This window comes from Rhodophyticola sp. CCM32 (assembly GCF_004751985.1).
Classification (GTDB): domain Bacteria; phylum Pseudomonadota; class Alphaproteobacteria; order Rhodobacterales; family Rhodobacteraceae; genus Rhodophyticola.
The window spans coordinates 1,693,680-1,707,513 of record NZ_CP038492.1; the positions used below are offsets into that span (position 1 = coordinate 1,693,680).

The window sequence follows — 13,834 nt, forward strand, 5'->3', positions numbered from 1 at the left end:
GGTAATGCGCCAGACTACAGCATGCTGCCTTAAACCTGAGACATCGCGCATCACAAATGTCCCGGGAACGCGAAGCGTGGCAGGGTATTTGTGAGTCAAGTTTCAGGCAGGGTGCTTTATAATTCTGCAGCGGGGTGGAAAACTCCAGTTTTCCACCCGGAATTCTGGAGAATTCCGGCGCTCGGGGTTTGCGACGGGGTGCCCCCTGTAAAACGCAAACTGCAATAAGATCACACACCGTTGCGGAGCAACCAGTCACGGAACCGCCGGGCCGGGGGTTTCAGGGGGTGCGCAGGCCGGGTCAGGTAATAGTTCCACGGGCTTTCAACCGCGCAGGGGAACGGCTCGATCAGCAGGTTGCGGTCAAGATAGGGCCGGGCCAGCGAGCGCAGCACAGCCACGCAGCCCAACCCGTTCGCCGCCAGTTCCAGCGCCACATTGGACGAGTTTGAGCGGACACCGCCATGCAGGTCCAGATTATCCAGGCCCAGACGTGTCGCCACCGCCCCCAGCAATCCTGCCGCGTCAGGATATGGATCAGCTGCGCCCTGCTCAACTGATCCGGGCGGCACAGCATTTCTGATCCGACCTGATATTCCGGGGCGCACACCACCGTCAGATGCTCCGGCGCCAGAAGCGCATCACCAAGGGCGACCTTGTCCTGGGGTTTGATCTCGACCGTCAGATCGGCCACCTCGCCCGTTGTATCCGCCCAGATCGTGCCGTTCAGCGTGATCGCGTAATCGGGATATTCCGCCAGAAACCGGGCCACCCGCACCGCCAGCCAGTTCTCTGCCAGGCTGATCGGGCAGGAGATCACCAGGCTCTGGTCATGGGGGCGGGTGATAATCGCCTCGGTCGCATCGCCGATCTGGTGCAGGGCGCGGCGAATGCCCGGCAGATAGGCCTGCCCCGGGCCGGTCAGTTCCAGACTGCGGGCATGGCGAATGAACAGCGGTTTGCCGAGATATTCCTCAAGCGAACGCACATGGTTTGAAATCGCCGCCTGTGTGTAATTCAATTCCTCAGCGGCAAGGGTGAAGCTCAGATGCCGAGCCGCAGCCTCGAAAGACCGGATATAGTTTAGATAAGGTCGGTGCTCCATGCGCGCCTCTCCGAGAGTTTTGTCACGGATTCTTATGGGATTGGGAAGAAAAAACAGCGCCATGGTGTCGATTTTTTTGTGGGAGGCCCCGTTTTCATTGCGAGACCGGCGCCCCTGCCCATGTCGCTATGATACTGTGTTACAATACTTCGATAAGATATCCGGGTTTGCGCTGACACGGTCATGGGCCGAAATGCCCGCCAGCGCCTTAAGCACGGCCGCGTCATTGTTGCTTGATACAGTGGGCGTGGCGGCGGCCGCAGGCCCGATGCAGGCCGGTGTCATTGCCCGGGAAACCGCGATGGCGCTTTACGGCAGTGCAGAGCGCCGCTTTGCCGCGCAGATGATGTTTGACGGACGCATGGTCAGCGTTGCCGGGGCGGGCTATGCCGCCGCAACCCAGATCGACAATCTGGACGCCCATGACGGCTATAACCCCTGCAAGGGGCATATCGGGGTGGCGGTCATTCCGGCGCTGTCGGCGCTGATGCAGGGCGTCCCCGATATGTCGGGGCCCGAAGCGCTGGCCCATCTGGTGGTTGGCTATGAGATTGCGGGCCGGGCCGGAAAAGCGCTCCACGGAACGGTCAGCGATTACCATACATCGGGGGCCTGGAACGCGCTTGGAGTGGCGGCGATGGCGGCACGGATACGCAACCATGATGCGGCCATGCTCCAACACGGGCTTGGGATTGCCGAATATCACGGCCCGCGCAGCCAGATGATGCGCGAGATCGCCAGCCCGACCATGCTCCATGACGGGTCGGGCTGGGGTGTTCTGGTTGGGCTGTCAGCGGCGGTTCTGGCCGAAAAGGGCTTTACCGGCGCCCCCGCGATTACCGTGGAACAGGCCCCGGAATACTGGGAGGATCTGGGGCAGAACTGGCTGATCGAGGATCAGTATATCAAACCCTATCCGATCTGCCGCTGGGCCCATGGGGCGATTGACGCCGCCCGCGATCTGGTGCGGGCCCATGGGTTGACCCCGGCGGATATCGCCCATGTGCAGGTCAACAGCTTTGCCGAGGCCGCCGCCCTGTTCCCCGGCCTGCCGCAGACCAGCTCGCAGGCGCAATACTCCCTGCCCTTCGCCCTGGCCGCGTTTCTGGCCCATGGCCGGATCACACTGGAACAGATCGAAGGCGCCGGGCTGATCAACCCTGACACCATTGCCATGCATGGCAGGATTGATGTCGCAAGCACGCCCCGCCATGATGCCCGTTTCCCCGCCAACCGGATGGCCGATGTGATCATCACCACAACCGATGGGCGCAGCCTGGCCTCGGGCGACACCCATGCGCGCGGCGACCCGCAGCGCCCGCTCAACCAAAGCGCCTTTGCCGAGAAATTCGCAGACCTTGCCGGTCCGGCCCTTGGAACCCTTCGCAGCCAGGCCCTGGCCAATACCATTCTGGGGCTGACAGACCCGTTAAGCCGCCTGTCCGATCTGGCATCGCTTCTGCTGGATCCGCCCGAACCCGCCTGATTCGTTGACACAGACCAAGAACAGGGGTAGAACATACCCTGAACGAGGCGATATCAAACAGGTGGAGAAACCCGGGATGCTGACAAAGAAACAGCTCGATCTTTTGGAATTCATTCACAAGCGGATGCAACGCGACGGCGTGCCCCCTTCTTTTGACGAAATGAAGGAGGCACTGGATCTGCGGTCGAAATCCGGCATTCACCGGCTGATCACGGCGCTGGAGGAACGCGGGTTTATCCGGCGGCTGGCCCATCGGGCGCGCGCAATAGAAATCGTGAAACTGCCCGAGGCGCTGGAGGCGAAATCAGGCTTCCGGCCACGGGTGATAGACGGGGATAGGGGCGATCTGCCCATAGGCGCGATGGCGGTTTCGGCCAATGGTGCGCTGGATGTACCGGTCATGGGCCGGATCGCCGCCGGCACACCGATCGAGGCGATCAGCCAGATCGCCGCCCATGTGACCGTGCCGCAGCAGATGATCGGCACCGGCAAACATCACTACGCCCTTGAGGTCAAAGGCGATTCGATGATCGAGGCCGGGATCAATGATGGCGATATCGTCGTGATCGAGGAAGGCGCGACCGCCGATAACGGAGATATCGTGGTGGCCCTTGTCGAAGATCAGGAAGCGACGCTGAAACGCTTTCGCCAGAAGGGCAACATGGTTGCGCTGGAAGCCGCAAACCCGGCCTATGAAACACGCATGCTGCGCGATGATCAGGTGAAAGTGCAGGGCAAGCTGGTTGGGTTGATCCGCACATATTAAGGCATGGCTGGCATTTTCACTGAAACAGCCTTGATCGAAATTCGCGTTTCAACCAGCGGCAAGAGATAGCGGTTATCGCTTCAGATCAAATGCAACCGCTTTCAGGCGGAATTCTCCAGAATTCCGTGTGGAAAACTGGAGTTTTCCACCCCTGCGGTGCATCTGGCACCATGCCGTTTCACCTGAAACCGACACCACCCCGCATCACCCATCTGCCCGGCGGTTCTGCAGGGCGCGGGCGCTTCGCTTCCCCCCGGTTCGGTCGCCACCTACTCGCAATGTATATATTGGGTCTGGTGCTTTAACGCCCTCTGGCCCAGGGCCGCGCACCCTGAACATTGCGGGCGGTGGTGATCTGAAGACCGGCATCGGTTTGCTCAAATGCAATGGCGCCGGTCTGCTGCAAGGTCTCATCAGAGATCAGCAGACAGGGGGTCAAGGCCGGGTCTGCCCCGGCAGGCTGGATCGTGACAGGCGCGTGACCTGACAGCAACCGGCCCGCGGCGCGGGCAAGCGGCAGCAGGTCAGGCGCAAACGCCTCCACCTGTTCCGAAACAAGCACAATGTCATGGCGGGCGCAGGCCTCCCCCACCTCCCGCGCGGCCCGTCTGCCGCCCCCATGCCACAGGCTTTGCCCATCAGCCAGATCAAGCCTTTGCCCCGCCCCGTCGGCCTGCCAGCCCAGCCGCGCTGCAGCCTCTTCCTGATCGGCGCGGTCCCCATCATTTTCCAGCCAGATCCCGGCCACAAACCCATCGCCGCGCGGTTTGCTCAGCGCGCGCCCCTGATCTGTCATCACGCCCGCCAGCCGACCGGAGGGGGACAGCAGAATATCGGGCCGGTCCGTACCAGACCAGATCAGCAGGGCCAGGGCCAGCGGCAACAGCCCCGTTATGCGTCCGCGCCCCTGCCACAGCATGCAGATCAGCCCCCCGATTGCGATCAGGCCCAGAACACCGGCAGGCGGGGCCATAACGGGCCGGGTCGCATCCGGCAGATCTGCAACCGCATGGGCAACCGCAAGTATCCAGTTCAACCCCTGCTCCATCCCCCAGAAGGCCGCATCCTGCAACCCAAACGGCCAGAGCAGCACGGCAAACACCGCCGCCGGGATCACAAGACTGCCCATCACCGGCACGCTCAGCAGATTGGCGATCAACCCGTAGACGACGATCTGGTTGAAATGTGCCGCCGAGAACGGGGCGGTGGCCGCGCCCGCCACAACCGACGAGATCACCAGCATCACCCCTGCCCTGATCCAGGGCGGCAAATCCGTCAGCCAGGACTGGCCACGCAGCCCGTTGAACACGGCCACCAGGGCGGTGGTGGCGGCAAAAGACATCTGGAACCCCGGGCTCATCAGGGTCTCGGGCCGATGGGCCAGCACGATCAGCGCCGCAATCGCGACAGAGCGCAGCGTGATCGCCCGCCGGTCCAGAAGCACAGCGGTAAACATCACCGCCACCTGAATAAACGCCCGTTCCGTCGCCACATTGCCCCCGGACAGGGCCAGATAGAACGCGCCCGCGAACAGCGCCGCCACCGCCGCCCATTTGCGGATCGGATAACCAAGGGCCAGCCCGGGGATCAGCGCCAGCGCAAACCGCAGACTGGCATAGACGAACCCGGTCAAAAGCCCCATATGCAGACCTGAAATCGCCAGCAGATGCGCGATATTCGACCGGCGCATATCCTCAAGCGGGCCAGATGAAAGGCCCGATCGGTCGCCTGTCAGAACCGCCGCCGCAAAAGCCCCGGCCGCGCCGGGAATACGGGCCTGAATGGCCGCCGAAAGCGTAAGCCGCAAATGGGTCAGCGGCAGCGCACGCGGCGCCCGGGGCTGCAACAGCAAAGCCGGCACGCGGGTATAGCCAACCGCGCCAATCCCCAGAAACCAGGCATGGCGCTGAAAGTCGAACCCGCCGGGTTCCGCCGGGCCCTGCGGCGGGCCCAGATGGCCGGTCATCATCACCCGCGCGCCCGGCTCCGGCACCAGCCAGCGCTGATCGCCATGAAGCGAGACCCGGACCCGGGCCGGCACCCGCGCCGGCTCCATCCGCTCAAGCACCACCTGATCCAGTGTCAGCCGCAGCTTGTCAGACCCCGAGCGGTCAATCCGCACGATCCGCCCCTCGATCGGCCCGTAATAGCGAAAGCTCAGAACCGGCCCCGTGACCAGATGGGCCCGCAGACCAGCCACAGAAAACCCGATGGCAATCAGGCAAAGCGCGGTCAGAATCGGCCCTGCCCCCTGCCGCCAGCGCCGCGCGGCGACAAGCGCAAGCAAGGCAAACAGCAGTGTCAGGACATAAACGGGCCAGCCCGGTTCTGCCGCCCGGGTGAAATACCAGACGATGCCAAGGCCCGGAAACACCGGCGCCCATGGCATCAACGCCCCGCGCTGGCCCTGTTGAACCCGGTCGATCAGATGCCACAGGCGCACCCTTGTCACCTTTCGCCTGGTTGCCTAAACACGCGTTTTGACACCTATCCGCTCCATGGTTTCCAAGACGTTAACGCGCCTGAGGGGATGCCCGCGCCGAAAGGATGAAGATGACCGATCAAGCCCGCCAAGTGGTCACAAGATTTGCGCCCTCGCCCACCGGGTTTCTGCATATCGGCAGCGCCCGGACGGCGCTGTTCAACTGGCTCTATGCCCGCGCCCGGGGTGGCCGGTTCGTGTTGCGGATCGAGGATACGGATCGCGACCGCTCCACGCCCGAGGCGACAGAGGCCATTTTGAACGGGCTGGACTGGCTGGGGCTGGACTGGGATGGCCCGGCCAGCAGCCAGTTTGCCGCCCGCGACCGCCATGCCGGGATCGCCCGGGAAATGCTGGCCAGTGGCACGGCCTATAAGTGTTTCTCACCCCAGGAAGAGATCGCCGCCTTCCGCGAGGCGGCCCGGGCCGAGGGGCGGTCCACCCTGTTTCTGTCCCCCTGGCGCGACAGGGCCGACGCAGACCACCCGGATGCGCCCCATGTGATCCGCCTGAAAGCCCCGCGCGACGGGAAAACCGTGATCGATGACGCGGTTCAGGGCCAGGTGACCACCCGCAATGATCAGCTTGACGATATGGTCCTGCTCCGCTCGGACGGGACGCCGACCTATATGCTGGCCGTGGTGGTCGATGACCATGATATGGGCATCACCCATGTGATCCGCGGTGATGACCACCTGAACAACGCGGCACGGCAGGCGCAGATCTATCACGCGATGGGCTGGCCGCTGCCCGTCTTCGCCCATATCCCGCTGATCCACGGGCCAGATGGCAAGAAACTGTCGAAACGCCACGGGGCGCTCGGGGTCGGGGAATATGCCGCCATGGGCTACCCTGCGGCAGCCATGCGCAACTATCTGGCCCGGCTTGGCTGGTCCCATGGGGATGATGAGCTGTTCACCGATGCGCAGGCACAGGCCTGGTTCGATCTGGGCGGGATCGGCAAATCGCCTGCCCGGCTGGATTTCAGGAAGCTCGCCTCTGTCTCCGCCTGGCATATCGCGCAGATGGCGGATGCCGATCTGATGACCGAAATCGCGGGATTTCTTGCGCTGACCGGTCAGCCCGCCCTTTCGCAGGCGCAGCATAACGGAGTATTGAGCGCGATGTATTGCCTCAAAGACCGGGCCAAATCCCTGCCTGACCTGCTTGAAAAAGCCCGGTTTGTCCTTAAAAACAGGCCGATTGACCGGGATGAGGCATCTCAGGCGGCGCTGACGGATGTATCCCGTGGCATACTGTCGGAATTGACTGAGCAATTGCAGAATGATAGCTGGTCCCGTGACACGTTAGAGGTGATCCTGACTTCGGTGGCCGAGGCGCATGGGCTCAAATTCGGTCAACTGGCGCAACCGCTTCGCGCAGCCCTTGCCGGTCGGACCGTAACCCCAAGTGTCTATGACATGATGCTCGTCATTGGCCGCGATGAAACCATCGCCCGCCTGACGGAGGCCACCGCCCCCGCCCGATAATGGCGCTTGGGCGTCAGCCATGAGGACTTGGGCCTGATCAGGCCCCCGAAACGACCCTCCCGACAGTCTTGTCGGGTGTGGCCAATCAAAAAGGGACAGACATGGCTGATCGTAAAACCGCCACGCTAAGTTTTGACGGTAAAACACTTGATTTACCGATCCATTCACCCACTGCCGGGCCGGATGTGATCGATATTGCCAAGCTTTACGGCCAAGGCGATGTGTTCACCCATGATCCGGGCTATACCTCCACATCCGCCTGCGAAAGCAAGATCACCTTCATTGATGGCGAAAAGGGCGAATTGCTCCATCGTGGTTATCCCATCGACCAGCTGGCGGCGAAATCCCATTTTCTGGAGGTCTGCTATCTGCTGCTCTATGGGGAGCTTCCCTCTGCCGCAGAAGCCGAGGATTTCGAAAGCCGTGTGACCAATCACACGATGCTGCACGAACAGATGGCCAATTTCTTCCGCGGGTTCCGCCGCGACGCCCATCCGATGGCGGTGATGGTGGGCGTGGTGGGCGCGATGAGCGCCTTTTACCATGACAGCACCGATATCAACGACCCCTGGCAGCGCGAAGTGGCCTCGATCCGGATGATCGCGAAGATGCCGACAATCGCGGCCTGGGCCTATAAATACACGATCGGACAGCCGTTTGTGTACCCGCGCAACGATTGCGATTATGCCACGAATTTCCTGCGCATGTGCTTCGCCGTCCCGGCCGAGGAATACCAGCCCGACCCGATCCTGTCGCGCGCGATGGACCGGATTTTCACCCTGCATGCGGATCATGAACAAAACGCCTCCACCTCGACCGTGCGCCTTGCAGGGTCGTCCGGGGCCAACCCGTTTGCCTGTATCGCGGCTGGTATTGCCTGTCTCTGGGGCCCGGCCCATGGCGGGGCGAACCAAGCCTGTCTTGAGATGCTGAACGAGATCGGCACGGTGGACCGGATCCCGGACTTCATTGCCCGCGCCAAGGACAAGAATGACCCGTTCCGCCTGATGGGCTTTGGTCACCGGGTCTACAAGAATTTCGACCCGCGTGCGACGGTGATGAAAGAAAGCGCTGATGAGGTTCTGGACCTTCTGGGGGTTGAGAACAAACCGATCCTGCAAGTGGCCAAGGAACTGGAAAAACAGGCGCTTCAGGACCCGTATTTCTCTGAGAAAAAGCTGTTCCCGAATGTGGATTTCTATTCCGGGATCATCCTTGAGGCGATGGGTTTCCCCACCTCGATGTTCACACCGATCTTCGCGGTCAGCCGCACCGTGGGCTGGATTTCCCAGTGGAAAGAGATGATCGCAGACCCGTCGGGCAAGATCGGCCGCCCCCGGCAGCTCTATACCGGTGCGTCCTATCGCGATTATGTGGATATCGAAAAACGCTGATCGCCGAACCCGCTTCAAGGACCGCCCCGATCCGGGCGGTCTTTTCCCTTTTTGGGCCCCCTTCTCTGCGTCCCAAAATATCCCCGCCGGAGGCATAGACTCTTTCTGCTGCCTGGGCGAATTTGACCCATCCGCAGCAATAAGAGGCTCCCATGACCCAGAAGATCATTATCGACACCGACCCGGGCCAGGACGACGCGGTGGCGATCCTGCTGGCGCTGGCCAGTCCCGAGGAGATTGAGGTTCTGGGCATCACCGCCGTTGCGGGGAATGTGCCGCTGGCCCTGACCGAACGGAATGCGCGGATTGTCTGTGAACTGGCGGGGCGCACTGATATCCCGGTTTTTGCGGGCTGTGACGCCCCGCTGTCGCGCAAGCTGATCACGGCGGAACATGTGCATGGGAAAACCGGGCTCGACAGCCCGCAACTGCCCGATCCGACCATGCCTTTGCAGGATCAGCACGGGGTTGATTTCATCATCGACACCCTGCGCCGCGAACCCGCCGGCAGCGTCACCCTGTGCCCGCTTGGGCCCCTGACCAATATCGCCACAGCACTGAACCGTGCGCCCGATATCGCGGAAAAAGCCGCCGGAATCGTTCTGATGGGCGGCGCCTATTTCGAGGTGGGCAACATCACACCGGCGGCAGAATTCAACATCTATGTCGATCCGCAAGCCGCAGATATCGTGCTTAAATCAGGTATTCCCATAACCATCATGCCACTGGACCTGACCCATAAGGCGCTGACCACCGCCGACCGGGTGGCCGCGTTTCGCGCCATGGGCACCCATGTGGGCCGGATGGTGGCGGAATGGACCGATTTTTACGAGCGCTTCGACAAGGAAAAATACGGCTCGGAAGGCGCGCCGCTCCATGACCCTTGTGTGATCGCCTGGCTGATCCGCCCGGATCTGTTCAAGGGCCGGTTCATCAATGTCGAGGTCGAAACCCGGTCAGACCTGACCCTGGGCATGACCGTGGCCGATTGGTGGCGTGTGACCGACCGTGCGCCCAATGCCACCTTCATGGGGGATGTGGATGCGGCCGGGTTTTTCGATCTGCTGACCGAACGCCTCGCCCGGTTCTGATCTGGCATTTCCCGTCTTGTCGCCCTACCTCTGAAGGCAAGGAGCGTTCGATGACCGTTCAGATCCCGTTCGACAACAGCTATGCCCGCCTGCCCGACCGGTTTTTCACCGCGCAGCCGCCCACGCCCGTGGCCGCCCCGGGCCTGATCACGGTGAACCGCCCCCTTGCGGCAGAGCTGGGCATCACCCTGCCCAATGATGACACCGGGATTGCCGCGATTTTTGCAGGCAACACCCTGCCCGATGGGGCCACCCCGCTGGCCCAGGTCTATGCCGGGCATCAATTTGGCGGATGGGCGCCGCAGCTTGGCGATGGCCGGGCGGTGCTGTTGGGCGAAGTGGTCGACCGGGCTGGCCAGCGCCGCGATATCCAGTTGAAAGGCGCGGGCCCCACGCCCTATTCGCGCATGGGTGACGGGCGCGCCTGGCTGGGCCCGGTGCTGCGGGAATATATCATATCCGAAGCGATGTGCGCCCTTGGCATTCCCACCACCCGCGCGCTGGCCGCCGTCACCACCGGCGAGCCAGTGCTGCGCGAGGCGGCGATGCCCGGCGCCATTGTCACCCGGGTGGCCGCCAGCCATATCCGCGTGGGCACGTTTCAGTATTTCGCCGCGCGCAGGGATGTCGAGGCGTTGCAGGCGTTGAGCGCACACGCCATTGCGCGCCACTACCCCGACGCGGACGGCCCGCTTGGCCTGTTGCAGGCGGTGATCGCGGCGCAGGCAAGGCTGGTGGCAAAATGGATGGGGGTGGGTTTTATCCATGGGGTGATGAATACCGACAATATGTCGATTGCCGGAGAAACCATTGATTACGGGCCCTGCGCCTTCATGGATGCCTATCATTCCGAAAAAGTGTTCAGCTCGATTGATCAGTTCGGGCGTTATGCGTTCGGCAATCAGCCGAATGTGGCGGTGTGGAATCTGGCGCAACTGGCCACGGCGCTGTTACCGCTGATGCCGGAGCGTGACAGCGCAATTGAGATTTTCACTCATGAGATCAACACATTCCCCGATCTCTTTGATCTGGAATGGCACCGGGTCTTGCGGGCCAAACTGGGCCTGGCGCGGGTCGAAGAGGCGGATGTGGCGCTGGCCTTCGATCTGCTGACCCTGATGGAGCAGGCACAGGCCGATTTCACCCGCTACTTCCGGGGTTTGTCGGGCGCTGACCCGGCACAGACCGCCGCCGAGTTCACCGATCCCGGCCCGTTCAATACCTGGCTCCTGCGCTGGCAGACCCGGCTGGACCGGGAGACGCGCAGCCCCGCAGAACGGCAATCGGCGATGGAAGCGGTCAATCCGGCCTTCATCCCGCGCAACCACCGTGTTGAAGAGGTGATTAAGGCTTCTCTGTCAGGGGATTACGATCCGTTTTTCAAGCTTGTCGACATCCTGAAACGCCCCTTCGAGGACCAGCCCGAAAACCGCGCCTATCAGGCGGCCCCGGCCCCGGAAGAGACCGTCACACGCACCTTCTGTGGCACCTGACGCGTTTCGGGAAAGAGTGGAGGGCAGCGCCCGAACCGAGGGGTGGGCGAGAAGCGCCCGCCCCGTGTGGGCGGTTCGGGCGCTGCCCGGCGGTGCCGCCGGGCGGAAGTATAACGTAGAGTGTGTGGAATTTTGGTCTGGCTCTCTAACGGCTGCGGGACCGGCTGAAAAACCGGCGGTTCAGGCGGATGAATTCGTCAATCATCGCCCGGCTGCCCCCCAGATCGCGGCCTTTGAGGTAAAGATATCCCGCGAAACCTCCCAGACCCGCGCCGATGCAATCGACGATCAGATCCCACATCGTGTCCATCAGCCCGGATTTCTGCATGTTCAGGGTAAAAATCTGGTCCATCCCGAATTCAAAAATCTCCCAGACCGCGCCGATGGTGACGCCCATGCAAAAGGCGATCAGGCCCAGTGCCCAGGCTGGCGCGGCATAGCGGTCGCCTTCAAACAGCAGGAAGATCAGCAGAAAGCCCAGCAGGCCGAACGTGACCGCCGACAGCCCGTGCAGGGCAATATCCCACCACCAGTAGCGTTCATAGAAATCAAACACTTCGCCCAGAAACAGGGTGGAAAACGTGAACACCACGATCAGCGCGATGAACCGGCGCGGCAGGCGGATGCCAAGGCGCGGTGCCAGCAGCAGCGGCAACATGGACACCGCCAATGTGGCAAGTGACACAAAGACCACCGTCCATCGCCCCGTGCCCAACCCGACAAGGGCGGCAGCAAGCAGAATGCTCCAGACCGCATAGGTAACAGGTGTTTGTCCGCGCAGGATCCCCATCTTTGTAGTCTATGCCGTCAGACCGGGCTTTCCCAGAGCCGAAAAGCGTTTCGGGTCAGCCTTGGATCGAACGCGTTTTCCGATACGATCTGTTTTCAGGTTAAACCCGAAACGCTGTATTGGCCTGCCACTGTGACCCCGATGAGCATACCGCCCCCAAAAAACCCGCAGCATCTGCGGCTGGTCAGCTATAATATCCGCAAATGCGTGGGGCTTGATCAACGCCGCGATCCGCACCGGATTCTGCGGGTTCTGGCCGGGCTGGGCGCCGATCTGGTGGCGCTGCAAGAGGCGGATCGCAGGCTTGGCCCCCGCCGCGCCGCCCTGCCCCGCGCCCTGATCCGGGAAGAGACCGGGATGCAGGTGGCGCCTTTGGCCACCAACTCGGTTTCCCTGGGCTGGCATGGCAATGCGCTGCTTCTGGCGCCGGGATGGCGGGTCGGGCATATCCACCGCCTGCCGCTGATCGGGCTGGAACCAAGGGGCGCGGTGTTTGCCGATCTCGACGGGCCGTATGGCGTGCTGCGTGTCATCACCACCCATCTGGGTTTGCGCCGACGTGACCGGCAGCGGCAGATGACCCAGATCATGGCCGAGCTGGCGGCCCTGCCCTCCTGGCCCACGGTTCTGTTGGGGGATCTGAATGAATGGGCCCCGGCGGCGGGGTTTGCGCCGCTGGATCCGTATTTCCGGCTTCACAGGCCCGGGCGCAGCTTTCCGTCCTTCCGGCCCGTCGCGGCGCTGGACCGGATTGCCACCGGCCCGGGGCTCAGCCTTGCGCAAAGCGGGGTCATGCGCGCGGGCGCGGCGGGCTGGGCGTCGGATCATCTGCCGGTCTGGGCCGATGTGGTGACGGACGGTTGATCAGGACCAGCCCGGCACAGACCAGCGCCAGGGCCATCCATATCTCGGGCCCTGCATGTTCCCCCAGCAGGGCCCAGCCCAGGATCACGCCGAAAATCGGCGACAGGAAGCTGAAAGACGCCACCGAGGCCGCAGGGTAGATGCCAAGCAACCAGAACCAGAACAAAAACCCCGCGCTGACCACCGCCACGATCTGAAACCCCAGACCCAGCCAGTGGATCAGGGATGGCTCCCGCAACAAGGGCCCGAAGAACAGCGCCGCCAGCAGCAGGATCGGGGTGGACACGACCAGTTGCCACAAAAGCTGCATCTCGGGGCGGACCTGTTTCAATGCGGTGGCGCGGGTACATAAGGCAACCGCCGCCCAGCAGATCGAGGCCGCGAGGGCAAAAAGATCACCGGTCAGGGAGGCCGCCCCATCAGGCCCGCCGCGATTGAAGATCGCCCAGGCCATGCCGGCAACGGCCAGGATCAACCCGATGGCTTTGGCGGGGGTGATCTTTTCCCCCGGCAGCAGAAGATGCGCGCCAAGCGTCATCCAGACCGGCATGGTGTAGAAAATCACCGACAAACGGGTGACGGTTGTCATATCAAGCGCCAGAAACAGAAAGATGAATTCCGCCGCGAATATCACGCCGACCAACAGCCCGGCGGGTCGTGTGCCCGGCGCGATTCGCAGGGAAAGGCCCCGCAACCGCATCCAGGCGAGAATACAGACCGCCCCGCCAAGCGAGCGGAGACCGGCCAGAAAAACCGGTTGCAGCCCGTCATTGCTGACTTTGATCACCACCTGATTGACCGCCAGCAACAGCGCAAACCCGGTGAGGGAAACCACCCCGAACGCATCCAGATTGTCTTTGCGCTGCATCCCTG

10 protein-coding genes and 1 pseudogene are annotated in these 13,834 nt (G+C 62.6%); 7 read left to right on the top strand and 4 right to left on the bottom strand.

The window, feature by feature from the left end; all coding sequences use genetic code 11:
* Positions 1-230: 230 nt before the first annotated feature.
* Positions 231-1,168, bottom strand: a pseudogene (locus E2K80_RS08310) (LysR substrate-binding domain-containing protein).
* A 73-nt stretch (positions 1,169-1,241) separates the two neighbouring features.
* Here E2K80_RS08310 and E2K80_RS08315 point away from each other — a divergent pair.
* On the top strand, positions 1,242-2,591 hold the full coding sequence (locus E2K80_RS08315) for an MmgE/PrpD family protein (RefSeq protein ID WP_274379258.1): 1,350 nt from the start codon (positions 1,242-1,244) through the stop codon (positions 2,589-2,591).
* Positions 2,592-2,667: 76 nt separating this feature from the next.
* Positions 2,668-3,357, top strand: a complete 690-nt coding sequence (lexA, locus tag E2K80_RS08320; RefSeq protein WP_135374454.1) for a transcriptional repressor LexA — start codon at positions 2,668-2,670, stop codon at positions 3,355-3,357.
* 301 nt (positions 3,358-3,658) lie between these two features.
* Here lexA and E2K80_RS08325 read toward each other — a convergent pair whose 3' ends face one another.
* Positions 3,659-5,809: a ComEC/Rec2 family competence protein gene (locus tag E2K80_RS08325; RefSeq protein ID WP_238475695.1), complete on the bottom strand. Its 2,151-nt coding sequence runs from the start codon at positions 5,807-5,809 to the stop codon at positions 3,659-3,661.
* Positions 5,810-5,904: 95 nt separating this feature from the next.
* Between E2K80_RS08325 and gltX the strand changes: the two genes are divergently transcribed.
* From gltX to E2K80_RS08345, 4 genes are all read left to right on the top strand, one after another.
* The gene (gltX, locus tag E2K80_RS08330; RefSeq protein WP_443216552.1) at positions 5,905-7,329 is read left to right on the top strand and encodes a glutamate--tRNA ligase; all 1,425 of its coding nucleotides are present in this window, start codon (positions 5,905-5,907) and stop codon (positions 7,327-7,329) included.
* A 101-nt stretch (positions 7,330-7,430) separates the two neighbouring features.
* Entirely contained in the window at positions 7,431-8,723 is a 1,293-nt protein-coding gene (gene gltA / locus E2K80_RS08335) for a citrate synthase (RefSeq protein ID WP_135374458.1), read from the top strand.
* A gap of 152 nt (positions 8,724-8,875) precedes the next feature.
* On the top strand, positions 8,876-9,814 hold the full coding sequence (locus E2K80_RS08340) for a nucleoside hydrolase (protein WP_135374460.1): 939 nt from the start codon (positions 8,876-8,878) through the stop codon (positions 9,812-9,814).
* A 50-nt stretch (positions 9,815-9,864) separates the two neighbouring features.
* A complete protein-coding gene (locus E2K80_RS08345; protein WP_135374462.1) occupies positions 9,865-11,307 on the top strand; it encodes a protein adenylyltransferase SelO in 1,443 nt (480 codons plus the stop codon).
* Positions 11,308-11,452: 145 nt separating this feature from the next.
* Here E2K80_RS08345 and E2K80_RS08350 read toward each other — a convergent pair whose 3' ends face one another.
* Complete coding sequence (locus tag E2K80_RS08350; protein WP_238475696.1) at positions 11,453-12,097, bottom strand: hypothetical protein; 645 nt, start codon at positions 12,095-12,097, stop codon at positions 11,453-11,455.
* Between the two features lie 141 nt (positions 12,098-12,238).
* On the opposite strand from E2K80_RS08350, the gene E2K80_RS08355 reads away from it, so the two are divergent.
* Positions 12,239-12,961: an endonuclease/exonuclease/phosphatase family protein gene (locus tag E2K80_RS08355; RefSeq protein WP_135374464.1), complete on the top strand. Its 723-nt coding sequence runs from the start codon at positions 12,239-12,241 to the stop codon at positions 12,959-12,961.
* Here E2K80_RS08355 and E2K80_RS08360 read toward each other — a convergent pair.
* Positions 12,888-13,829, bottom strand: a complete 942-nt coding sequence (locus E2K80_RS08360; RefSeq protein WP_135374466.1) for a DMT family transporter — start codon at positions 13,827-13,829, stop codon at positions 12,888-12,890. The two genes, E2K80_RS08355 and E2K80_RS08360, sit on opposite strands and share 74 nt — an antisense overlap.
* Between the last annotated feature and the right edge of the window lie 5 nt (positions 13,830-13,834).